Source organism: Thalassospira sp. MCCC 1A03138 (assembly GCF_002115785.1).
Classification (GTDB): domain Bacteria; phylum Pseudomonadota; class Alphaproteobacteria; order Rhodospirillales; family Thalassospiraceae; genus Thalassospira.
The window spans coordinates 196009-219046 of sequence record NZ_JFJY01000006.1 but is presented as its reverse complement, the minus strand read 5'-3'; the positions used below and the strand labels follow the sequence as shown (position 1 = coordinate 219046).

The window sequence follows — 23038 nt, the reverse complement described above, 5'->3', positions numbered from 1 at the left end:
CTATTTCTTGATGACGATCAGGGCCATGATGGCGGCAAACAGGCCAAACAGAATGCCGCCCACCGGGACGCCAGACAGGATGCCGGAAAGGGCGGCATCTTCGTTGATCAGGGCTTCGAACGCGACCAGCGGCAGGATCAGGGATGCCAGAAACAGAAAGACCGGATTGAACAGTTTGTTTTTCATGGTCTTAACCCCCGATCATCGCAATCAGCAACAGGCCCAGCGCCATGAAGCCGCATAGGGCGGTCAGAAGCACACCGGTTTTCAGCACGACCGATAAAACCGGTCCTTCCTTGCCCGAAAGCCCGACGGTTGAGCAGCCGACCAGAATTTTTGACGGGGCCAGCATGCTGCCAAGCGACGCGCCGGTTGCCTGTGCGGCCAGAACAAGGGCGGTTGAAATGCCCGAAAGTTCGGCGGTGTGGCGCTGGAACATGCCAAAGACCACGTTGGAATTATTCGTGCTGCCGGTCATGAAGGCCCCGAGGGCCCCGATTGCCGGGGCCACCACCGGATAGGCGATGGCAAAGGAGCCGGAAAACAGCGCAGCACCGCCTTCGGCCAGGGCATAGGTCATGCCGGCATGATCCATGATGATGGCAAGGCCGATGACCGGCACCATGCCGATGCTGGTCGGAAGGCCGCTTTGGACCGTGCGTTGCCAGATGCGTCTGGCGATGCCGTTATCATAGCGTCCGCGAATTTTGAAGAAGGCAAAGCTGATGGCGGCGGTATACAGCAGCAACGCGCCGGGATGGCCGAAAATGGCAATCGGCTTGGCGCTTTCGGCATTGATATTCCAGCCAAGATCGGTTGAAACCGCCGGGAAATCGAAGGTCAGGCGAAGGCCGGACAGGAAATCCTCGACCGGTGCGACGAAGGTTGCCAGACCGACAATCACCATGAAAACGAGGTAAGGGGTCAATGCCTCGATCAAAGGCATGTGGTGATGGTCGTCTTCGGTGGTTTCGGCAACGTCATCAGGATGGGGTTTCCAGAACCGGGTAACGATGATCGAGGTGACAAGTCCGGCAATCCCGGCAGTCAGCCCGCCCAGCGTCCAGACGCCGTAATTCGCCATCAGATATTGAACAACACCCATGACACCGGCAATCAGCACCAGCGGCGCGATCCGGCGACGCACGGTGCGAAAACCGCCATCAAGCCACAGAACCGCCGCCCCACAGGTAAAGCCCGACAGGCCAAGCAGAATGGCGGAATAATGCGTGAGCTCGGTACCCGGAATGCCGGTAACGCCGATCAGGGCCTCGAACGAGGTTGCCATATTGCCAAACAGCACCGACCAGCTATGGCCGATCATCGGGGCGGCAACCGCGATGACGGGCGAGAACCCCATGCCGAGCAAAAGTGGTGCGATCACCGCAATCGGCACACCGAACCCGGCGACACCCTGCAAGAAGGTGGCAAAGACATAACCAAGGATCAGCAACTGCAACGGGCGATCATCGGTTAGCTGGCGGATGGCGCGCCCGATGGTTTTGATGGCCCCGGCTTCTTCGGCTGCGAAATAAAGGATCAGGGCGGCCCAGACGATATAAAGGATATAAAGCGCCAGCATCACGCCCTTGGCCTGGGCGATGATCAGCATATCTGTCGGCGCACCAAACGCGATCATGGCGATGGCAACGGTGACGAACCATGCGGCCGCACCGGCGCGTGCCGCGCCCCAGTTTGCCTTGATCATCAGAAACAGAATGGTGGCGATTGGCAGGGCAGCCAGAAGGAAGTCTGTCATGGGGGCGAGCCAAAACCTTTTGGAACAATGTGTTGCGGTTGATTTTCCAACCGGGCCGACATCTTGTCCCAGTGCATCTGCAAGCGCAAGAAAACAGTTATGGCATTTCGTATGATGAAATACAAAACCGGGCCCGACTGGTTTCAGTCGAGCCCGGTAATTGTATTATTAATTGTTTCAGGCGCAGTTTTGCGCGGTTTGTTCGGTTTCAAGTTCGTCGCGCAATTCTGCGGCAATCGAGAACGATTTCAGCCGTGCTGCGTGATCAAAGATATTGGCAGTGACCATGATTTCATCGGCCTTGGTCATATAAATGAAGTCGCGCAGTTTCTTGCGTGCGGTATCGCGCGAGCCGATTGCGGCACAGCGCATGGCATGATCGACACCGGCCTTTTCCACCCGGTTCCAGATTTCATCCATCGATTTGACCGGTTTGGGCAATTGGCCCGGCGAACCGCGCCGCAGATTCAGGAATTGCTGCTGCATGGAGGTAGCAATAAATTCGCCTTCCTCGTCGGTATCGGCGGCAAAGAAGCCCATTGCGGCAATCGCATAGGGTTTATCAAGCTGTTTGCTGGGCTCGAACCGGTGACGATACAGCGACAGCGCATCCATCAGCATATCGGGCGCAAAGTGTGACGCAAAGGCAAAGGGCAGGCCAAGACGGGCGGCCAGGTCAGCCGAAAACAGGCTGCTGCCCAGAAGCCACATCGGAATTTCGGAGCCATAACCCGGAACGGCCCGGATTGGCGGGTTGCCTTCAAGGGGGGCAAGGAATTGCTGAACCTGAAGCACGTCCTGGATAAAGCGTTCCTCGGTCCCGTGCATATCACGACGAAGGGCGGCGGCGGTGCGTTGGTCGGTTCCCGGTGCGCGCCCGATGCCAAGGTCGATACGGTCGGGATAAAGCGCATCAAGGGTGCCGAACTGTTCGGCAATCACCAATGGCGCATGGTTGGGCAGCATCACGCCGCCTGAACCGACACGAATGGTTTTGGTGCCCGCCGCGACATGCGATATGACAACCGAGGTTGCGGCACTGGCGATACCGGGCATGTTGTGATGTTCGGCCAGCCAGTAACGATGAAAGCCGAGCTTTTCGGCATGCTGGGCCAGTTCAAGTGTATTGCGCAAGGCATCGCGCGGATGTTCGCCCTCGTTCACGGGGCAAAGATCAAGAACGGAAAAACGGGGCATAGGCATAATCCCAGTTGGGCGCAGGCCGAAAACGGCGCGCCGGATTTCAGTGTTGGGGTTAATCTAGCCCAAAATCAGGTGCTTGCCAGTGCGGGAGTGTCGGTTTTAGGGTCAAGACCGGAGAAAGGTATAGAATATGCTAATCATTTTTGGCGGTTTGCCCGGTGTTGGCAAGACATCCATTGCACGCGCACTGGCGCAAAAAATCGGTGCGGTGCATCTTCGGATCGACACGATAGAGCAGGCGATCCTTGATGCCGGGGTACCACCCGATGATGATATCGGCCCGGTCGGCTATATGGTTGCCAACCGGCAGGCGACCGATAACCTTAAGCTGGGCCTGACGGTGATCGGCGATGCGGTCAATTCGGTTGAAGAAACCCGAAGCGAATGGCGACTGGCAGCAGAGCGCGCCGGGAAACCGTATGTGCAGATTGAGCTGATCTGTTCCGATCCGGCGGAGCATCGCCACCGTGTCGAAACCCGGCCCTGTGACATTGAAAACCTGCATCAGCCCGATTGGGACAAGGTCCTTGGCCGCCATTACGAACCGTGGCACGGGGTTGATCTGATCCTTGATACGGCAAAGATGACGGTCGATCAGGCCGTTGATGCGATCTGTGATGTTATCGATAAAAACAAAACAGGTTCAGTTGTTTAGGTCGATTTCCTGATCTTCTGCGCGATGCGCATTCAGCGTGCGGCCAACGAAGTTGCGCAGCACGGTCGAGATATCGTTGCTGCGGTAGGCCAGTGCCAGATGTGCCATCGGGACATCCCCCGCGACCTTGCGATAGACGACCCCATTGACCTGCAATTGTGCCATGGCGGCGGGGACAAGCGAGAAGCCAAGTTCGGCGGCGACAAAGTTGATCACCGATCCCAATTGCGGCGCGCTTTGCCCCATGACCGGTTCAAACCCGGCGGCACGGCAGGCGGCAACGACGATATCGAAATGGGTCGGCCCGACCTGTCGCGGGGTCAGGATCAGGGCATCATCACGCAGGGTTTCAAGCGCCACCGTTTCATGCCGGGCAGCCGGATGACCCGCCGGAAGCACAATCAGCATCGGTTCGGATGTCAGGCGGTGCAGTTTGATGTCATCGCTGTTGGCGGCACCCTGGCGCAGGAAGACGGCATCAAGCTGTTCATCCATCAATGCATGCAAAAGGCGGGCGGAATTGTTTTCTTCCAGCGTCATTTCAACACCGGGATAGGACCGGCGGAAATCACGGAAAACACGCGGGACGCTGGGGCTGAAGGCGGCGGATGCGGTAAAACCCACCCGGATTGAGCCGATTTCACCACGACCGGCGCGGCGTGCGGCGCGGATGGCGCGTTCGGCCAGTTCGGGGAAATGCTGCACGATATCGCGAAAGGCAATTCCGGCCTCGGTCAATTCCGCGCCATGCGGGACGCGGTGAAATAGCTGGGTGCCGATTTCGGTTTCAAGATCGCGGATTTGCTGGCTTAGGGGCGGTTGACCGATGCCGATGCGGGCTGCGGCACGGGTAAAGTTCCCCTCGCGGGCGACTTCAAGAAAATATCGAATATGGCGCAGTTCCATTCGGTATCTCCAAAACATATCGAAAATGACTGTGACATATATTGGACGGATATCGGGAAAGCTGCAATCCTTTCGGTCAGATCAGAATTCTTCAAAACGAGGCCGGAATATGAGTGCCCACCGGGCGAAAAGCCCCGCAGCGCAGGCTGCCAATGATGATATCAAGCCAGCGACCGCCGGGGCGGAGCCGGTTTATACCGAGCCGGGATCACCGGAATTTCGCCGGATCAGTCTGGCGCTGTTTCTGGCGGGGTATGCGACCTTTTCGCTGATTTACTGCGTTCAGCCGCTATTGCCGGAACTGGCTCGGGATTTTGCCGTCAGCCCGGCATCCAGTTCGCTTGCGCTGTCGCTGACGACCGGCTTCCTTGCCTTTGCCATCCTGCTTGCCGGGGCGGTATCCGAGGCGTTCGGGCGCAAGCAATTGATGTTTGCATCAATGTGTGGCGCGTCACTTTTGAACCTGATTGCGCCGTTGCTTTCCGACTGGCATGCATTTCTGGTTGTGCGTGCGCTTGAAGGCCTGATTTTGGGCGGGGTTCCTGCGGTTGCGATGGCGTATCTGGCCGAGGAAATGCATCCGCGGGGCCTTGGTACCACGATGGGAATTTACATCAGCGGGACCGCCCTTGGCGGGATGAGCGGGCGCGTGGTGATCGGCATTCTGACCGATATGTTTGGCTGGCATCTGGCCCTTGGCGCGATGGGTGCACTTGGTTTGCTGGCAGCGCTTGGGTTTGTCATTCTGTTGCCTGCATCGCGCAATTTCGTGCGCCGCCCCGGCTTTCAATTGTCATACCATGTTCGGGCGTGGGAAGGACATCTGCGCCATCCCGGTCTGCCATTCGTGTTCCTGATCGGGGCATTTACGATGGGCTGTTTTGTGACGGTCTATAATTATGCCGGGTTCCGTTTATCCGCTGCCCCCTATGACATGAGCCAGGGGCAGATCAGTCTGATTTTTGTGGTTTATCTTTGCGGGATGGTGACGTCTTCCATTGCCGGTGCCATGTCCGACCGGATCGGCCGGGGCCCGGTTTTGCTGGCGGGGATCCTGATTGCAGGGGCTGGGGTGGCTTTGACTTTGCTTTCCAGCCTTTGGGGCATGATCGGCGGCATCATGGTTCTGACCAGCGGCTTTTTCGTAGCCCATTCGGTGGCAAGTGGCTGGGTCGGGCGGATGGCGAAACAATCCAAGGGACATGCGTCGTCGCTTTATCTGCTGGCCTATTATCTGGGGTCTAGCATCATGGGATCGGTCGGCGGCTGGTTCTGGTCGCATGGCGGCTGGGACGCGGTGGCGGCGTTTGCCGGGGCGCTTCTGATTGGTGCGGCGATTTGCGGGACTTACCTTTGGCAGGCCGCAAGACGGGCCGAGGCCGTTGCCTGACACACAAAAAGAAACCCCCCGCCAGAAGGCGGGGGTTTTTGTTTGCTGCCTGTTGCAGGCGGGCTTAGAGCCAGTCGGGGCTCGGCAGACCTTTTTCCTTGAGGAAGGCCGGGTTCCACAGCTTGCTTTGATAGCGGGTGCCAAGGTCACACAGGATGGTGACGATGGTTTTGCCCGGGCCGAGTTCACGGGCCAGACGTACCGCACCGGCGATGTTGATCCCGGTCGAGCCGCCCATGCACAGCCCTTCCTCCTTGAGCAGGTCAAAGACGATCGGCAGCATTTCATCATCTGAAATCTGGAACGGGTGATCGATATCGATGCCTTCGAGGTTGGCGGTAATCCGTCCCTGACCGATCCCTTCGGAGATCGAGCTTCCTTCGGATTTCAGTTCACCAAACTTGTAGTGGCTGTAAAGAGCAGCGCCCATTGGATCGGAAAGACCGATCTGAATGTCCTTGTTGCGATCCTTAAGCGCCATCGACACACCGGCAAGCGTCCCGCCGGTACCGACTGCACAGATAAAGCCGTCAATCTTGCCATCGGTCTGTTCCCAGATTTCGGGGCCGGTGGTGTCGATATGGCCCTGACGGTTGGCGACGTTATCGAACTGGTTGGCCCAGATGGCACCGTTCGGTTCGGTCTTTGCCAGTTCTTCGGCCAGATGGCGCGAAACGTGAACATAGTTGTTCTTATCGCGATAGGGGACGGCGGGGACTTCGCGAAGGTCGGCACCGAGCAAACGCAACAGGTCTTTCTTTTCCTGGCTTTGCGTTTCGGGAATGACGATCACGGTGCGATAGCCAAGCGCGTTGCCGACCACGGCAAGACCAATGCCGGTATTGCCAGCCGTTCCTTCGACAATCACGCCGCCCGGCTTCAGAAGGCCGCGTTTTTCCGCGTCACGAATGATGGCAAGGGCAGCGCGGTCTTTGACCGATCCGCCCGGATTGGCATATTCCGCCTTGCCCAGAATGGTGCAGCCCGTTAACTCGGAAACCTTTCTGAGTTTCACAAGCGGGGTGCGGCCAATGGCTTCAATGGTGCCATTGCGAATGTCCATGACAGACTCCAAGCGTGGTTAGAATGTGTTTTGTTATCTGTTGATTGGGTCTTTTATACACAAAAGTCAAGATTGATTAAAAATTACCACTAAATTTGTGTGTTAATTAAGTCGCATCCGGCAAACAGGTTCACACGCCCGAAACCCCGGCTTCCCGGCGAATACGCTCGCGATTGAGCATCAGCCACTGAACGGCAATCGTCGCCGTTGCATTGCAGAGTTGTCCGTCACGCAACATGGTAAAGCATTCCTCGGACGATACCCTATAAACGCGGATGTCTTCGCCTTCTTCTTCCAAGCCATGCAGGCCGACCGCTTTGGACGCATCAACCCGGCCATAATACATTGTCACCGTCTCGCTTGAACAGCCGGGGGTGACATAATAGCGCGAAATCAGTTCAAGGTCGCCGATGACCGAACAACCGGATTCTTCCATGGTTTCGCGGTGCGCGACATCCTGCATTTCCTCGCCATCCTCGACGATGCCAGCGACAATTTCCGTCAGCCAAAGCGGCATTTCAGGGAAACGCTGATGGACCGAAATGGCACCAGGGCGGAATTGTTCGATCAAAACAACTTCATCACGTACCGGGTCATAGGGCAGGACCGCGACGGCATGCCCGCGTTCAAGGACTTCGCGCTGCAGAACCGCACTTTGACCACCGTCAAACAACTGATGACGGAGTTCATAGACATCGAGTTTGAAATGGCCATCCCAGCCGCGTCTGTGACGGATAATTTCGTAATTATTATTGTGTTTCATAAATTCTGTCCGCTGGTGGTGCTGGAATTTTCATTCTGGCGACAACATATACCTCATGGTTTCACATCAGATTTGTGAAGAGAAGAGGGCAGAGCCACTTTGCGGTTGATGCGCGCTTCCCGTGAGGGCGTGATTAGCCGAAGTCGTTCAGGTTGCACTGCAACTATTCGCAAGGGTGTGAGGGCATGTGCCGTATTTTAATAATTTTTAATATAGTGTAGCATTTGATCAATTAGCGCGCGGAATGAACGCCACCAAATCGAAACGATGGCGCGTTAGATCGCATTGGCGGGGATGATGGGGCTTTGATGCGATTCGAACCGACAGAAATTGCGCGTCTTTACGGGCGGTCGCGGGTGGGAGTTGTCGTGCACAGGGATTTGAACGCTGTGTATGTCAATGACGCCTATGCGAAAATGCTTGGCCGAAAAGACGTGAAGGATTTCATGGCGGAGCCCGATCTGCGCCAGTATATCCCGCCCAGTTTCCATTACGAAGCCAGCAAGCTTGTTGCTGAATTTCAGGACGCCAGAGGGTTTCACGGCTGGAAAAAGGTTTATAACATCCGCACGGATGGAACCCCGGTCTGGATGGAGATCAGCGACGAAACCGTCGAATGGGGCGATAACAACGCGGTTCTGACCACTGCACAGCTGATTGATAATGGCACGACGGCCATGCAGGTCGATCACATGCTGGGACGATCCTTTATCGGGGTTATGGTCCATCGCGACATGACGGCACTTTATGTCAATGATGCCTTTGCCTGCCTGATGGGGGCGGACAATGCCAGTGCCTTCATGGAAAACCCCCATATCCTGCGTTTTATTCCGGAAGCGGACCGTGAAAGAGCGATAAAACACGTAGCCGATATTTTACACGGTGAACGCGAAGGCGAACGTCATCGTGTGCGCGATGTTCTTGATGATGGCAGCACGGTTTGGCGGGATCTGACCGACGAGAGGATTTTGTGGCATGACGGCCGCCCGGCCATCCTGACCACGGCACATGATGTGCGCGAAGAAGTCGAAATGAACGAAGCCCTGATGCGGACCAAGGCCGGGCTTGAAGAAGCCGTAACTGAAGTCATCCGCATGGTGCCATCGGCCGTTGCGATGCTTGACATTCATCAGAATGTTACGAACTTCAATCGTGAATTTGCCCGCCTGTTTGGTGAAGAGCAGAACAACAGTGATGACAGTCCTGTCTTTGACATTGCTATTCTGTGCGGCATGTATGAATCCATGATCAAAAGTGGCCATGGGCACGCCAATGTGGACAGTGTTGAAACGCCGTCGGGCTACCATGCCGATATCCGCATGAACCTGATGGAAGATGGCAGGGTGATGGTTTCGGCATTGGATATTTCCAGCCACAAGCGCAAGGAGCAGCATCTTGATGCACTTGCGTCGACCGACCCACTGACCGGGGCATTGAACCGGCGCGGGTTTGAATCCGCCGTCAGCAGGCTTCGTGAAATCCGTCAGCTTAAAGGAAAAGTCTGGCAGTTCGGGCTGATCGTGCTGGATCTGGATTATTTCAAATACGTCAATGATACCTATGGTCATTCCGTCGGTGACAGAGTTCTTGAGAAAATCGCCATCACCTTGCGGCAGGCGCTTCGCGATGATGACCTTGTCGTGCGTCTGGGCGGAGAAGAATTTGCCGTCCTGCTGCCATCGGCAACCACGGCGGTTACCAAACGCATCGCCGAGCGGCTTGGGAACATGATCCGGGCAATTGAAGTCCCGGTTGGTGTTTCAGGGGACGAAATGGTGACCATCACGGCCAGTTTCGGTGTAACTGTGGGCGGGGAACTGCGTGGGCAGTTTGTGGAACTGGAGCAGGCGTTGCTGGTGGCTGACCGCGCGATGTATGACGCCAAGGAAGCCGGTCGCGACACGATCAGGTTCCTGACCTTCGATGATGATATCGACAACTGAATTTCCGTGAACTATCTTCGCGCTTTGCGCAATCGGGCAGGCGAAAGATGACAATTCGTGAAATGCTGTCTTCGGACGGTGATGCTGTTGTCGATATCTATGACCGGGCACTGAAATCCGGCCATGCATCCTTTCAACAAAACGGCGGAAGCTGGGGCGACTGGGATAACGGGCATTTGACGAAATGCCGGTATGTTGCCGTCGATGAGGCCGGTCAGGTGACGGGCTGGGCGGGATTGTCTGCTGTTTCGGGGCGCTGTGCCTTTGCCGGTGTTGCGGAGGTATCGGTTTATGTCGATCCGCAATGCCAAGGGCGGGGCATCGGAAGTGCGTTGATGAACGCATTGATCCGTGGTTCGGAACAGAACGGTTTCTGGTCGCTGGAGGCCGGAATATTCCCGGAAAATACTGGCAGTGTTGCCCTTCATCAAAAACACGGGTTCGAGATTCTTTGCCAGCGTAGCGGATTTGGCCGGATGGGATATGGCCCGATGCAGGGGCAGTGGCGCGATGTGCTGCTGCTTGAACGGCGCAGCAATGTTGTCGGGATCGACTAGATATCAATCCAATCATTTGTCACTAGGTTGCGTAAAAACCCGTAGACGATCTGGAAATTGCGGTGCCGATGCGCTAAGCAGCAGGGGCACCCGCGATAAATGCCGCGAATAAACGATACAGGAGAGCGCCACCGTGAATGAGATCAGCAAAATTGCCCCGGTCGCAATCTGGGAAAACTTCCAGAAGCTTTGCGATACTCCGCGCCCGTCGACCAAGGAAGAAGCCGTTTTGCAGCTTCTGGAAAAGATTGCCGATGCCAAGGGTTTCGCCCATTTCCGCGACAGCGGCAGCAACCTTGTGATTTCCGTCCCGGCCAAACCGGGGTTCGAGAATCGCAAGATGGTCATCCTTCAGGCCCATGTCGATATGGTGACCCAGGCCAATAGCGGATCGTCCCATAATTTTGATACCGATCCGATCCGTATGATCATGGATGGTGAATGGATCACGGCCGACAATACCACCCTTGGTGCTGATAATGGTATCGGGGCGGCGGCCATGATGGGGTTCATAACCGAAGAAGGTCTTGAACACGGTCCGCTGGAGCTGTTGTTCACGGTTGATGAGGAACGCGGCCTGACGGGTGCGATGAACCTTGAACCGGGGCGGCTTAAGGGCGAAATCCTTCTGAACCTTGATACCGAAGACGAGTACGAGCTTTGCGTGGGTTGTGCCGGTGGTGGCGATCTGGTCGCGAGTTTTGCCTATACCCCCGAAGCCGTTGAAGGCGGGCAGGTCGCGCGTGAAATCGCGTTGACCGGGCTTAAGGGCGGTCATTCGGGCATTGATATCATTCTGGGCCTTGGCAATGCCAACAAGCTGATGGCGCGCTTCCTGCGCACCGCCATTCGTGATCTTGGTGCGCGGATTGTGACCATCAATGCTGGTACGGCACGTAACGCGATCCCACGGGAATCCTTTGCAACGGTTGTTCTGCCGTCCGACAAGGCATCGGCCTTTGATGGTGCACTGAGCGCCTTTGCCGCCGAAGTCAAAGACGAAATCGGCGTGATCGAGCCGAACTTTGCCATTGCAGCCAAAGATGCTGAAGTGCCCGCAAAAGCGATGAGCGCAACGGACTCCAAACGTTTTAATAACGCGGTTGTCGGGGCGCCGAATGGTGTGCACGCCATGAGCACCAGTGTTGAAGGTGTGGTCGAAACGTCGATCAATCTGGCGATTGTCAAGCTGGCCGATGGAAAGGCGGATGTGACCCTTTCGGCGCGCAGTTCGATCAATTCAGCGCGTGATGCCCTGCGCGAGGTTGCGACATCGGTGTTTGAAAATATCGGTGCGACGGTGAAGTGGGGCGATGCCTATCCAGGTTGGAAACCGAACGCCGATAGCGAAGTCGTCAATATGATGAAAGCGGTTCATCGCGACATGTTTGGCAAAGACCCTGAAATCCGGGTCATTCATGCCGGGCTTGAATGTGGTGTATTGGGCTCTAAATATCCGCATTGGGATATGGTTTCATTTGGCCCGACCATCAAACGCGCACATAGCCCGGACGAGTGCGTCCATGTGCCAAGTGTCCTGCGTTTCTGGGATTATCTTCTGGCGGCGCTGAAGGCGATTCCGGTCAAGAACTGACCGGTTCCATCAGGCCATATCAAATGAGTTTCTGTTGCGACTGATCGTGTTTGCGGTCAGTCGCAACTGTTTGTAGCGCACCATTCATCGCGGGCCTTGGCACCGCTTCCGGGCACCAGGGCATCCAGATTGACGAACCCTGTTTCGCCAAGGGCTGTTTCAATTTCAATCCAGAAATCCTCGCTTGGTCCGTCGACATAGACGGTTTCGAAGCGTGCCAGACGCCGCATGACCGGATATTCGATGCCGGGGCCTTCGCGCATGTTCAAAAGATCACGGTCGATATAATAGGGATCGCGATCTTCGCCGATCAGCTTTTCGACGGAGCGCGTCAGTTCACTGGTCTTGTCTGCAACAAGTTGCGGGATATCGTGGCTGACAAAGCCTTGTCCGGGGCCAAACGCCACCAGCAAACAGAAAATGGCAACAAACAGCGGGCTTAAATGCAAAAGGGCATCCAGCATCCCGGCCTGTTTCCATTCGCTACGGACCCGGCGAAGGGGCTTGCCGTCATCCAGACGCCGCAGATTAGCGCGGATCTGTTCGGCCAGCACCGACCGGTTGGTGCCGATGAAATCACTGGCTTGTAACAACACGGCCCGGGCAAGGGGTTTGTTGCCGCTGCGTTCGAACGCGGTGGCCTGAGTGAACAGAAGTTTTGCATTTCCTTCGGGGGGGAGGGTCCCACCCCGCATATTGCCAATGATCGCACGCCATGCCGGAATAAAGCTGCGCCAGCCCCAGAAACCGCGTAGCCATGTTTTGAAACTGGCTTTAAGCGCCATGCGCTTTGCCCCTTTGGGAGCAAGATTAGCGGTGATTTTTTCGATTTTCAGGGAATTGAGAAAACCGCGCACAATGGTGAATTCAACCATGCGGGGTTGGGCGGATACGACTTCTGTCACGGCACAGCGGACAAAACCGGCCTGATCAGGCTTGGCGCGTGCTTTTGCGTGGCGCTTGGCACCTGGATGGATGTTTGATTTGCGGGCCGCGTTGCGTTCCTGCTGCTGACGATATGCTTCGTTGGCGCGGGCAAAGCGGTCTTCTTCGCTTTCGCGGCTGGTTTCGGCCTTGCGCCCTGTACCGGCAAAACCCTGACGGGTGCGTTGTTGCGAATTGGCGTTTTTGGCACCGGCGGCCTGTGGGCCATAGGGGCCGCTTTGCTGTTTGCCGGCTGTGCCGTCATTTGTGCCGGTACCGTTTTTACCGTTGCGTGATGGGTTTGGCGGTGCCTTGCGCGCGCCCGTCAGGATTTCATAGGCTTCGGTGATGTCCTTGAATTTTTCCTCGGCGTCGATATCTGTATTGCGATCAGGATGAAATTCAAATGCCAGCTTGCGGTAGGCAAGCTTGATTTCCTTTGCGCTGGCACCCGGCGCAATTTTCAGCAGGCGATAATAGATCCCGAGGTGATCCTGGCTCATTCGTGAAAAGGCATCCTGCACATAAACATTGTCCCGAAGCCGGGCAGGTTAAATCACATTCACTTTATATTCGTATCGATGCTGGGATCATATGATTGAAATCTTAACACGTTGTCACTTTTGCGTATTTGCCATATTTTGCAAGAATTGATCCGCTTATCTGCGAACCGCTTAGCGAGTATCCGCCTTGAAACTTAAATTCTGGCAACGCAATGCCGACCATGACGGCGATGTCCTTGATCACAATGGTGGTCATGGTGGTGACATGGCGGAATTCGTGATGCCCGAAGGTCACAGTCTGAGCCTTGCAACAAAGCTTCGTGCGCGTTGGCAGGGGTATGACAACCCGGTCGAATATTATCTTCTGCAAAAAGAAATCGATGATTACCGGGCGTGGCTTCACAAAATGCGCCTGTTTCTTGCCCGGCCGATTGAGCCGGAACTGGGCGAGCTTGACCTTGATGATGAAATCGGTCGCTGGCCACCGGAACGAATCAAGCTTTATGCCAAGCTGTTTGATCGCGGCATCATGATCCCTGGTGGTCATGATTATGCCTTGGAACTGGCAAAGCCGCTTGCACTTGACGAGACGCTGAGCTGCCTTGAAATCGGGGCGAAGCTTGGCGGGGTTGCGCGTTTGCTTGCCGATAAGCTTGGTGTCTGGGTAACTGCCTATGAGCGGGATGGCGAACTGGCGTTGCTGGGGATGGAGCGGTCCGTGCAGGCCGGAGTTCAGAAAAAAGTCCCGGTGCAGGCCTTTGATCCGGCCAACCCCGATTTGCGCAAAGCCTATTTCAACGTGGTTTATTCGTTTGGCGATCTTTTCCACATCGAAAAAAAGGATGTCTTGCTGGTCTCGGTGGCGGAAACGCTACGTGATCACGGCCAGATATTGTTGACCGACTATGTCCTGACGTCCGAGGGCCACGAAGATGAGGTGGCCAATTGGGCAAAGTACGAAGACTTCAAACCGTTTCCATGGACGGCTGACCAATACAAAAAGGTGTTGGGCAAGCTGAAATTCGATATCCGTATCGCCAAAGACGAGACGGATGTGCATGTCAGTCATATCAAAGCAGCCTGGATGGCGATGCTGGCAGATATCCAGAACAGCGGTTTGGACCCGGATGTGCTGACATATCTGGTGCCAGAGATGGAAATGTGGATGAATCGCGTAAAAATGCTTGAAAACGGAACGCTAGCCTTTTATCGGTTCTACGCAACAATCAGGTGATTGCCCTGTTTCATGTCTACGGCGGGCGACGAAGGAATGGACTTTGTCCGGAATTCTGTCGCTGCAACCTGTTTTAGGTGTTGACAGGGGCTGGGTGTACTTCTATTTTCCGGCTTCCTCGAAGGGGCCAAGTTTCTAAGGTTTACTATTATGAAGATCCGGAACTCATTGAAATCCGCGAAGCTGCGGGAAAAAGGCTGCCGTATCGTGCGCCGCCGTGGCCGCGTATACGTGATCAATAAAAAGAACCCGCGTTTCAAGGCGCGCCAGGGTTAATTCCCGGTACCTTGTTCTCTCAGGTTTTACAAAACGCCGCATCGGTTTATCCAATGCGGCGTTTTGTGTTTTGCGGCTTGCCAACCCTTTTCTTAATCAATGCCATCTATCGGAATGGTATAGACAGCGGTTGTTTCGCTGCGTCCGCGCAGCAGAATTTCATCGGCAAGGCGGGCCTGTGACGGGTCTGAAAGTTGATCGAATGTGGTGCTTGCGATCAGGATGCGTGTGCCCAGTTCCTTGTTCTTGGCTTCCAGTCTGGCCGCACTGTTGACCGCATCGCCATGTACGGTAAATGTCAGCCGATCCGGTGCGCCGACATTGCCCGCCACCAGCAGGCCGGTATTGATCCCGCAACGACAGCGCAGTTCTTCGCCGTCAAACAGTTCATTGTGAACCAGCTTTTGCAGGGCCACAGCCGTGCGGACCGCCGCATCGGCGTGATTGGGCACTTCGTCAAAGGCATTGAACACGGCAAGGATGGCATCGCCCTGAAACTGGGTAATGATGCCGCCATTTTGTTCGATGATTGCCGTTGCCTTGGCGAAATAGGCATTGAGGATGGTGACGATCCGCTGTGGGGTGATCTTTTCGCTTAGGGTCGTAAAGCCGACCAGATCGACAAACAGGATGGATGCCTCGCACTGGCGGGATTGGATATTGCCGGTATCATCGTCAGAGGCCAGCAATTGCTGGGCGATGGCCGTTGGCAGGAATTTGCCAAACAGCCGTCCGATGCGTTCGCGGTCACGCAGGGTGATGGCCATATTGTTGAATGATCGTGATGCATCGTTAAATTCGATGATATGGCTGCCGGGCAGGATCGGCAGATCGTCAAGCATGCCGGTTTCAAGTTGCCTTGTTGCGGCTGAGAACCGTTTAAGCGGGCGCGTGAAATAATGCGCGATCATGACGGCCAGTATGATCGCAAGAACCATGATTGCTGTTCCGATCAGTGTCGCGAGATTAAGCCGTTCCCATTCGCGGTTAAAAACGGTCGGATCAAAATGCATGCCCATCAGAATAGGAAGATTTGTCGATTCTTCGAATTTCCGGGTGATGATAACGTGATATCCGCCCGCGGTTTCCAGTGCAGAGGCCGTCGAGCCATTGGTTCCATCAGGTGTTCGGTCGTCTTTGAAATCAAATGTCTGCCACTGGTCTATCTGCGCAAGAACCGGATCGGCAAGGTCGTCGATACGGGGCAGGACGCCAAGAACATCATCGGTTCCAATATTTGCAGGCGGGTGCATCTGATGCCAGTCGGACAGGGCGGGATGGGCAATGACATGATCATTGACAATGACAAATGGTGTGCGTCCGGCCTCTGTCGGGTCTGTTTTCAGATCGCGTGAAAAATCGCCAAGTGATACAAGCTGCACAAGCGATCCGATATATTCCCCCCTTTGAAACAGCGGGATCATTTCGGTGATCACGACCTGATTGACCAGGCTGTTCCAGCGCGGAAACTGTGTGATGCTTTGGCTTGGTCCATAGGCGATCAGGGATCTGGCGATGATATCTTCTTCGGCGTCGGCTTTGCCGGAAAAAGGTTTGTCTGTCTTTGGAGTATAGCCCCGGAAACGACCTTCTGGCGTTAGAAGCCCGATCGCTGTGACGTCGGTTTCATTGGTCACAAGGGCCGCCAAGGTGTTGTCCCAGATGGCAGTGTCATCGGGTGAAAGATCGCCATTTGCCACTTCGCGGGCGACCCAGATATTGCGGCGTTGCATCCGTTCGATCCGGTTGCGCATGGCATTTTGCGCATCTTTCAGGTCGGCATGGGTCATCGCAATCCATAGATTGCGGGTGTTGTCATAAGCCGTATCAAGGCCAAGGCGAAGTGCAAGCCCCACACCGAGTACGCTGGTAATAAAAAACGCGCCCAGCAATACGCCAAGTATCGAAAAACGCCCCCTGCGTTTGGTCATCATATTCCCCGTATGCCCCCAATGGCCCGGTTTGTCTTTCCGGGTTATCGGCAAAGCTTACTGATGATTGAACGCAATGAAAAGAATATCGCGCGGCTCAATTCCGGCAGGTATAGATTAGAGTTTCGGTATGACGGCCACGCAACTGGATTTGTCCGGCTTTTACCACCCGCTCGGGATCGGAAAGGAGATCGCGGGTGCTGTCTGATAGAAGGATGCGGGTTCCCAGTTCCTTGTTTTCCCGTTCAAGCCGCGATGCGGTGTTAACGGCATCGCCGTGCACGGTAAAGGACAGGCGGGCACTTGCACCGACATTCCCGGCGATCATGCGCCCGGTATTCACCCCGCAGCGGCAATGAATGGAAAGTCCGTCAAACTGGCGGGTTTCGACGGCATGCTGAATGGCGAGGGCCGAATCAAGGGCCGCATCGGCATGGTCATGCAATTCATCAAAGGCGTTAAATACCGCAAGAATTGCGTCACCCTGGAACTGGGTAATGATGCCACCATGTTCTTCGATAATGCCGGTCGCGCAATCAAAATAGGCATTCAGCATCGAGATGATCTGTTGCGGTTCAAGTTCTTCACATAATGTCGTGAAGCCTTCGATATCGACAAACAGGACAGTTGCCTCGCACTGCTGCGGCGGAAGAACCCCGGAATCGGTTCCCGATGCCAGAAGTTTGCGGGCAATGGAGGCCGGCAGGAATTTACCAAACAGGCTGCTGATCCGTTCGCGGTCATGGACGGCCTTGATCATGTGATTGAATGATCGTGCGGCATCGTCATATTCGCGAATACGGCTGCCTTTAAGGTCGGGGAAATCGTGATTTTCGATGCCATCTTCCTCAAATGCCCGGGCGGCAGCGGCAAAACGGCGGATCGGTTTGGTAAAGTGACGGGCAATGATCACGGCAACGATGATTGATAGCAGCAAAACAGTCCCCCCCATCACCGATGCCAGAACCAGCCTGTTCCATTCGTCATCAAACAGTTCTTCTTCGAAATGGATCCCGATGATGATCGGCGAGAAGGGGGTATTCATCATTTGTTTGGTGACGATCATCGAATAGCGGCCATCAAGATCAAGGCCGGACAGGCGAAGGTTTTTGGCCTCGGGGCGTTTTTTGCTCTCATCGCCAATATCAATGGACTCGGACTTGCCTATATTGGCCAGAACCGGATCACCGATATCATTGATCGTCGGAAGGGGAATCGGGCTGCGTGCGATATCCGCGCCATTTACCAGTGCAGATGCAGCGCTATCGCCCCATTCACGAAGACGTGGATGGGCCATGACACGGTTTCCGGCGATCAGGATAAACGGAACACCCGGCAAGTCCTCGCGCCCACGGATAAGGCTGTTGGACAGGTTTGACAGTGACAGATACTGGATGAATGTTCCGACGTAGCGGCCATCCGCAAACAATGGAATCCAATCAGCAATCACTGTCTGCTTGAAATAGGGGTCCCATCTTGGAAAACCGGTGTGATTAACCGTTGGTCCGCGCAAATGCGCCAGTTCTGAAAAAATAACATCATCGCTGGGCAGCGTACGGCGTATTTCGCTCATATTTTCGGGATTATAGCCGATAAACTGGCGGTCGCCGGTAATCAGACCATAGGCCATCACATCGATTTGCGACGCCGAAAGTGCGCGCATCGCATTGTTCCAGCCATACTGAAAGCTTGGATCCAGAGCGCCACTTGCCACCTGGTCGGCGACCCAGACCGCACGTTTACCCACATTTTCCATCCGTTCATGCATGGTGCGCTGGACCGATGTCAGGTCCAGATCGCTAAGCATGACCCAAAGGTTGCGGGTGTTTTGATAGGCGGCCCCAAGTCCGACATAAAGGGCAATACCGACACCAAGAATGCTGGTGACAGAAAACCCGGCAAGCAGAACAGTCAGGACGGAATATCTGCGTTTTTCAGCCAATTTTTTGAAAATTCCCGAACAGAGGCTCCCCAACCCGGGGGGCAGTTTATCGTCTATCAAATTTCGTGGAAAGGATGATTGAGCTTGCCGTACGTTTAATTCCGGGCAGGGCACCGATTTGATCGAGAACGGTATCAAGTTCTTCGGATGTGTCGGCGGCAATTTCGGCGATAAGGTCATATTCACCGGAAATTGCAAGGCATCGAATGCAGTGGGTTATTTTCTGAAGCGCGCCGACCACCCCGGCGGACTGTTTCTGTTCGACCTGTATCATGACTTCGGCAAGCAAAAGCGCCCGTGCTTGTTCGCCAAGCTGTATTGTGTATCCGGTTATGACCTTTGCCTTTTCAAGGCGTTCAAGGCGTTCCTGAACAGCACTTCGTGACAGATCGACATCACGCGCAAGGACCGCAATCGGGGTGCGGGCATTTTGTTGCAGCCGGGCGATCAGGCGGCGATCAATGTCATCAATGTTGCGTTTCATCGGTGTAGCCCGTGATTTTAATGGTTAAATCATGAGAAATGACAGTATCGCCGGGTTGTAACCGGCAGTCCAGCGGAAGACCATCAAGACAGCATAACAATAACGTTATCAGGGCCATAATCAGGCGGGGCCACGCATCATATGCGGTCAAAGGCGTCAAAATGGGAGTTTGCTGAAATGAAAAAAGTTCTGATCCTTGGGGCAGGTAAAATTGGTCGTATTGCTGCTGTCATGCTGCGTGAAAGTGGCGAATATGCGGTGACTCTGGTGGATTCCAACGGGCATATGCTTGAAATTTGTGCCAAGGATGATGCGGCAACGCTGGTCAAGGTTGATGTCACCGACGAGGCGGCATTGACGGAAGTGGCCAAAGGCCATGATGCAATCCTGTCGACCTGTCCGTTTTACCTTAATGTCGCGATTGCGCGTGCGGCGCGCAGTGTTGGCGCATCTTATTTTGATGTCACCGAAGATGTTGAAACCACCCGTGCCATTCGTGATATTGCCAAGGATGCCGATGGGGCGTTTGTGCCGCAATGTGGTTTGGCACCTGGCTTTATTTCGATTGCGGCACATGATCTGTTCAAGCGGTTTGACAGCGTTCAGAACCTGCGTCTTCGTGTCGGTGCCCTGCCGCAAAACCCGACCAACCGGTTGAAATACAACCTGACATGGTCGACAGATGGTCTGATCAACGAATATCTGAACCCGTGCGAAGCCATCCACAAGGGCAAGCGGATCGAGGTTCTGCCGCTTGAAGGATATGAGCGTTTCACCATCGATGGCACCGAATACGAGGCATTCAATACATCGGGCGGGGTCGGTGCGCTTTGTGACATGCTGGAAGGCAAGGTCGAAAACCTTGACTACAAGACCGTGCGTTACCCCGGGCATCAGGAAATCCTGAAAATCCTGATCGAAGACCTTGGGCTTGGCAAACGCCCTGATCTGATGAAGGAAATCTTTGAAAAGTCGCTGCCGATCACAAGTCAGGACGTGATCGTGATTTTTGCCGATGCAATTGGTACCCGCGATGGCGAGCTTTGCGAGGAAAACTTTATCCGCAAGGTTCATGGCACGGCAATCGGTGGTAGGAACTGGTCGGCGATCCAGATCACGACGTCGGCCGGGCTTTGTGCGGTGATGGATATGGTTCTGACCGGGAAGCTGGCGGGCAAGGGATATATCCGGCAGGAACAGGTTTCGCTTGATGATTTCCTTGCCAACCGTTTCGGTCGTTACTTCAGCCACGAGGCTTGACGAATAACCCCCACATCATGCTTTTTGGCGTGGTGACAAACTTCGCCATCCGGTCTTGTCAGGCCGGGTGGTTTTTTGTGTGTGCTTGCCATAGTCAGAACCCATATTTTGTGGCAAAGACGTGGTTTGTTAACGCTTGGCGCCTATGGTGGCGGATTAAACAAACTCTCGGGTGGCGATACGATCCTTGTCTGATCTTGGCGAGATGTTCCGGTTTGCAATCGACCTGTTTGAAACGGGTCAACTGGCGGAGGCAGAAAGCGCCTGCCGCAAGATGACGCTTGCCTATCCGCAGGCGGCAGAAGCCATGCATCTGGCCGGTCTGGTGGCGATGAAACAGGGTAATGGTGATATTGCTGCCGAACGCATGGGCCGGGCTGCAATAGCGGATGCCAATAACGCCGAAATCCAGCACGATCATGCGCAGGCGTTAAAGGCAGTCGGAAAATTGCGCGAAGCCGTTGGTGCGTTCAAGCGCGCGATTCGCCTATGCCCCGATTCCCCTGCACTTTATTGCAATATCGCCAATACCTATCGCCAGCTTGATGAACTTGAACTGGCGCATGAAAACTACATGCTGGCCCTTCGACTGGCACCCGATGTTGCCGAAATCCATGCCAATCTTGGGGCATGCCAGTATGCCATGGGGGATGTCGCCGGGGCAGAGGCATCCTGCACAACCGCGCTCAGGCTGCGTGATGATATCGTCAATGCACTTGTACTTATGGGGCAGATCCGGCTTGATCAGGGGCGAACGGTTTCGGCATCCGAACCCCTTTTGCGTGCCCTTGAACTGCAACCGGGACATCAGCGCGCCCTGACGGCTTATGGCGATGCGCTTTTCCGTCTGGGACAGTTTGCCGGGGCGCTGCATTGCCTGCGTCAGGTTCTGGCACTTGATCCGCAGGATGCCGGGGCGCGGCGTACGCTGGCACTGCTGTATTTGCGGACCGGGCAGGGGACAGATGCGATTGGTGCGCTTGAAGCACTTTTGCACGCAAATCCCAACGATCCCGAACTTCTTTTGATGATGGGCGAGGCATTAAGCCTTGCCGGACGTCACAGCGAAGCCGTCGAGCGATTTGGGGCGTCGATTGGTGCGGGTGGTGGCGATGATGCTGTGTTCCGGCTGGCGGTCGAGCTGGCCGAAGAAGGCGACGCGGCATCGGCCCAATCGGTTTTGCAGAACGCCATTGATCGCAAGATTGCCATCGGGGAAAATACGGCGTTGTTCCGAACGGCCCGCCGATTACTGTTTGCGCCGGTTCCGGCCGATCTGGCAGCCCAGAATGACGAAGTTGTTCGTGATCTTCTCGATGATACGCTTGATGAAGATGATCTGGACCTTGATCTTGGCCAAAGTGACCTGATCGATCCGATTACCCTGACACGGTTCCCGCCGGTATGGCGTGCGGCGCTTCGTCCCGAAGGCGATGCGCAATTGCGCGCGGTTGGTCATTATTGGGAACGGCTGGTTTCGGGGTATGACGTACCCCATGTTGCGGCGCGAACCAGACCAAAGGGCGGCAAGGTTCGGCTTGGTGTTGTGTCAGCCAATATGCGCGACAACGGTATTGGCCGGTGGATTTCGGGGCTGGTCCGGGCGATTGATCGGGATCGTTTCGATATTACCGTGATCCGTCCGCCACTGGGCGAAGATGACATAACCGCCCGTATTGATGCCGAGGCCGATCTGGTGGTGCCATTGCCACTTGATCCGTTGCATTCGGCGCGGGTGATCGCGGGCCTTGATCTTGATGTTTTGCATTATGCCGATCCGCAGGCCGATGCTTATACGATGCTGCTGGCAAGCTGGCGGCTGGCACCGTTGCAAATTGCCGGTGGCGGGATTGCCGCGACGACCGGGCTTGCAAATATTGACTGCCACCTGATTGCTGAGGATTGGGAAACCGCGGGCGGTGAAACCCGCTTTAGCGAGGAATTGATCCGTCTGCCCGGATTGTTTGTCAACGCAACACGGCCCGATGAGATCACCTTGCCGCCGGGCGATTTGCAGCGCCGCTGGCGGATTGATCAGGATCGGAATACCTATCTTTGCCCGCAGCCGCTTGATGTTCTGACGGCTGATTTTGATCCGCTGATTGCCGAAATCCTGCGTCTTGATGAAACCGCCGAACTTTTGCTGATCGCACCGGAACGCGATAGCTGGGACGCGGCTTGGGGGCGGCGGTTTGCTCTTAACTATGCCGATGTCGCCGGACGCATGCGGTTTGTTTCGGTACATAGTCGTGCAGATCTTCATTCCCTGCTGTGTGCGGTGGATGTGGTTCTTGAAAGTCCGGCATGGAATGATGCGATGCTGGCATTTGATTGCCTTGGCCTTGGTGTGCCGCTTGTGACCCTGCCGGGCAAAGGGGCGCGATCACGGCGTAGCCATACCTGTTATCGCCAGATTTCGGTTTTTGATTGCGTTGCCTATCATTCCGCAGATTACGTTGAAACCGCCCTGACACTGGCAACGGATAAACGGCGACGTTCGGTCGTCTCACAGGCCATTCGTAATCGTGCCCATGTCCTGTTTGGGCAACGATCGTCTTTTGAAACCTATATGAACTTCCTTGAAGATCGCGCCGTTTGATAAGCCTGTTGATATCAATACGCAAAAAGCCGGGCTATGCGTTGTCTGGCGT

At 55.2% G+C, this 23038-nt stretch carries 19 protein-coding genes; 9 read left to right on the top strand and 10 right to left on the bottom strand.

Annotation, left to right across the window (positions count from 1 at the left end):
• From TH468_RS14005 to TH468_RS13995, 3 genes are all read right to left on the bottom strand, one after another.
• Nucleotides 1–186: a hypothetical protein gene (locus TH468_RS14005; protein ID WP_062959664.1), complete on the bottom strand. Its 186-nt coding sequence runs from the start codon at nt 184–186 to the stop codon at nt 1–3.
• Between the two features lie 4 nt (nt 187–190).
• Entirely contained in the window at nt 191–1759 is a 1569-nt protein-coding gene (locus TH468_RS14000) for an L-lactate permease (protein ID WP_085645090.1), read from the bottom strand.
• Between the two features lie 177 nt (nt 1760–1936).
• Complete coding sequence (locus TH468_RS13995; RefSeq protein ID WP_085645088.1) at nt 1937–2956, bottom strand: LLM class flavin-dependent oxidoreductase; 1020 nt, start codon at nt 2954–2956, stop codon at nt 1937–1939.
• 136 nt (nt 2957–3092) lie between these two features.
• On the opposite strand from TH468_RS13995, the gene TH468_RS13990 reads away from it, so the two are divergent.
• A complete protein-coding gene (locus tag TH468_RS13990; RefSeq protein WP_085645086.1) occupies nt 3093–3617 on the top strand; it encodes an AAA family ATPase in 525 nt (174 codons plus the stop codon).
• On the opposite strand, the gene TH468_RS13985 is transcribed toward TH468_RS13990, so the two are convergent.
• On the bottom strand, nt 3606–4523 hold the full coding sequence (locus tag TH468_RS13985; protein ID WP_085645084.1) for a LysR family transcriptional regulator: 918 nt from the start codon (nt 4521–4523) through the stop codon (nt 3606–3608). The two genes, TH468_RS13990 and TH468_RS13985, sit on opposite strands and share 12 nt — an antisense overlap.
• Before the next feature lie 109 nt (nt 4524–4632).
• Between TH468_RS13985 and TH468_RS13980 the strand changes: the two genes are divergently transcribed.
• Nucleotides 4633–5913, top strand: a complete 1281-nt coding sequence (locus tag TH468_RS13980) for an MFS transporter (protein ID WP_085645083.1) — start codon at nt 4633–4635, stop codon at nt 5911–5913.
• Between the two features lie 64 nt (nt 5914–5977).
• On the opposite strand, the gene TH468_RS13975 is transcribed toward TH468_RS13980, so the two are convergent.
• Nucleotides 5978–6976 carry a cysteine synthase A gene (locus TH468_RS13975; RefSeq protein ID WP_085645081.1) on the bottom strand — a complete coding sequence of 333 codons (999 nt, stop codon included), beginning with the start codon at nt 6974–6976 and terminating at the stop codon, nt 5978–5980.
• A gap of 130 nt (nt 6977–7106) precedes the next feature.
• Entirely contained in the window at nt 7107–7739 is a 633-nt protein-coding gene (locus TH468_RS13970) for an NUDIX domain-containing protein (RefSeq protein ID WP_085645079.1), read from the bottom strand.
• A 308-nt stretch (nt 7740–8047) separates the two neighbouring features.
• On the opposite strand from TH468_RS13970, the gene TH468_RS13965 reads away from it, so the two are divergent.
• From TH468_RS13965 to TH468_RS13955, 3 genes are all read left to right on the top strand, one after another.
• Nucleotides 8048–9682 (top strand): diguanylate cyclase, encoded by a 1635-nt coding sequence (locus TH468_RS13965; RefSeq protein ID WP_085645077.1) that lies wholly within the window; start codon nt 8048–8050, stop codon nt 9680–9682.
• Nucleotides 9683–9729: 47 nt separating this feature from the next.
• Entirely contained in the window at nt 9730–10239 is a 510-nt protein-coding gene (locus TH468_RS13960) for a GNAT family N-acetyltransferase (protein WP_085645075.1), read from the top strand.
• 133 nt (nt 10240–10372) lie between these two features.
• On the top strand, nt 10373–11833 hold the full coding sequence (locus TH468_RS13955) for an aminoacyl-histidine dipeptidase (protein WP_085645073.1): 1461 nt from the start codon (nt 10373–10375) through the stop codon (nt 11831–11833).
• 56 nt (nt 11834–11889) lie between these two features.
• Here the strand turns inward: TH468_RS13955 and TH468_RS13950 are convergent, their stop codons facing one another.
• Entirely contained in the window at nt 11890–13260 is a 1371-nt protein-coding gene (locus TH468_RS13950; RefSeq protein ID WP_085645071.1) for a DnaJ domain-containing protein, read from the bottom strand.
• A gap of 187 nt (nt 13261–13447) precedes the next feature.
• Here TH468_RS13950 and TH468_RS13945 point away from each other — a divergent pair, with 187 nt between their 5' ends.
• Together TH468_RS13945 and ykgO are read left to right on the top strand one after the other, a co-directional pair.
• The gene (locus TH468_RS13945) at nt 13448–14494 is read left to right on the top strand and encodes a methyltransferase domain-containing protein (RefSeq protein ID WP_085645069.1); all 1047 of its coding nucleotides are present in this window, start codon (nt 13448–13450) and stop codon (nt 14492–14494) included.
• Nucleotides 14495–14644: 150 nt separating this feature from the next.
• Nucleotides 14645–14770 (top strand): type B 50S ribosomal protein L36, encoded by a 126-nt coding sequence (gene ykgO / locus TH468_RS13940; protein WP_007090004.1) that lies wholly within the window; start codon nt 14645–14647, stop codon nt 14768–14770.
• 92 nt (nt 14771–14862) lie between these two features.
• Here the strand turns inward: ykgO and TH468_RS13935 are convergent, their stop codons facing one another.
• The 3 genes from TH468_RS13935 to TH468_RS13925 all read right to left on the bottom strand — a co-directional run bounded on the left by TH468_RS13935 (nt 14863) and on the right by TH468_RS13925 (nt 19127).
• Nucleotides 14863–16701: an adenylate/guanylate cyclase domain-containing protein gene (locus TH468_RS13935; protein WP_168177144.1), complete on the bottom strand. Its 1839-nt coding sequence runs from the start codon at nt 16699–16701 to the stop codon at nt 14863–14865.
• Between the two features lie 97 nt (nt 16702–16798).
• A complete protein-coding gene (locus TH468_RS13930) occupies nt 16799–18643 on the bottom strand; it encodes an adenylate/guanylate cyclase domain-containing protein (protein ID WP_085645065.1) in 1845 nt (614 codons plus the stop codon).
• A 46-nt stretch (nt 18644–18689) separates the two neighbouring features.
• Entirely contained in the window at nt 18690–19127 is a 438-nt protein-coding gene (locus TH468_RS13925; protein ID WP_085645063.1) for an Lrp/AsnC family transcriptional regulator, read from the bottom strand.
• Between the two features lie 177 nt (nt 19128–19304).
• On the opposite strand from TH468_RS13925, the gene TH468_RS13920 reads away from it, so the two are divergent.
• On the top strand, nt 19305–20387 hold the full coding sequence (locus tag TH468_RS13920; RefSeq protein ID WP_085645320.1) for a saccharopine dehydrogenase family protein: 1083 nt from the start codon (nt 19305–19307) through the stop codon (nt 20385–20387).
• Nucleotides 20388–20574: 187 nt separating this feature from the next.
• Entirely contained in the window at nt 20575–22986 is a 2412-nt protein-coding gene (locus TH468_RS13915; protein ID WP_085645061.1) for a tetratricopeptide repeat protein, read from the top strand.
• Nucleotides 22987–23038 lie beyond the last annotated feature (52 nt).

Coding starts and splice junctions, on each gene's coding strand:
- TH468_RS13975 (WP_085645081.1), bottom strand. CDS start 6,976: ATGGACATTCGCAATGGCACCATTGAAGCCATTGGCCGCACCCCGCTT.
- TH468_RS13925 (WP_085645063.1), bottom strand. CDS start 19,127: ATGAAACGCAACATTGATGACATTGATCGCCGCCTGATCGCCCGGCTG.
- TH468_RS13920 (WP_085645320.1), top strand. CDS start 19,305: ATGAAAAAAGTTCTGATCCTTGGGGCAGGTAAAATTGGTCGTATTGCT.
- TH468_RS13970 (WP_085645079.1), bottom strand. CDS start 7,739: ATGAAACACAATAATAATTACGAAATTATCCGTCACAGACGCGGCTGG.
- ykgO (WP_007090004.1), top strand. CDS start 14,645: ATGAAGATCCGGAACTCATTGAAATCCGCGAAGCTGCGGGAAAAAGGC.
- TH468_RS13960 (WP_085645075.1), top strand. CDS start 9,730: ATGACAATTCGTGAAATGCTGTCTTCGGACGGTGATGCTGTTGTCGAT.
- TH468_RS13990 (WP_085645086.1), top strand. CDS start 3,093: ATGCTAATCATTTTTGGCGGTTTGCCCGGTGTTGGCAAGACATCCATT.
- TH468_RS13950 (WP_085645071.1), bottom strand. CDS start 13,260: ATGAGCCAGGATCACCTCGGGATCTATTATCGCCTGCTGAAAATTGCG.
- TH468_RS13965 (WP_085645077.1), top strand. CDS start 8,048: ATGCGATTCGAACCGACAGAAATTGCGCGTCTTTACGGGCGGTCGCGG.
- TH468_RS13985 (WP_085645084.1), bottom strand. CDS start 4,523: ATGGAACTGCGCCATATTCGATATTTTCTTGAAGTCGCCCGCGAGGGG.
- TH468_RS13995 (WP_085645088.1), bottom strand. CDS start 2,956: ATGCCCCGTTTTTCCGTTCTTGATCTTTGCCCCGTGAACGAGGGCGAA.
- TH468_RS13935 (WP_168177144.1), bottom strand. CDS start 16,701: ATGACCAAACGCAGGGGGCGTTTTTCGATACTTGGCGTATTGCTGGGC.
- TH468_RS13980 (WP_085645083.1), top strand. CDS start 4,633: ATGAGTGCCCACCGGGCGAAAAGCCCCGCAGCGCAGGCTGCCAATGAT.
- TH468_RS14000 (WP_085645090.1), bottom strand. CDS start 1,759: ATGACAGACTTCCTTCTGGCTGCCCTGCCAATCGCCACCATTCTGTTT.
- TH468_RS14005 (WP_062959664.1), bottom strand. CDS start 186: ATGAAAAACAAACTGTTCAATCCGGTCTTTCTGTTTCTGGCATCCCTG.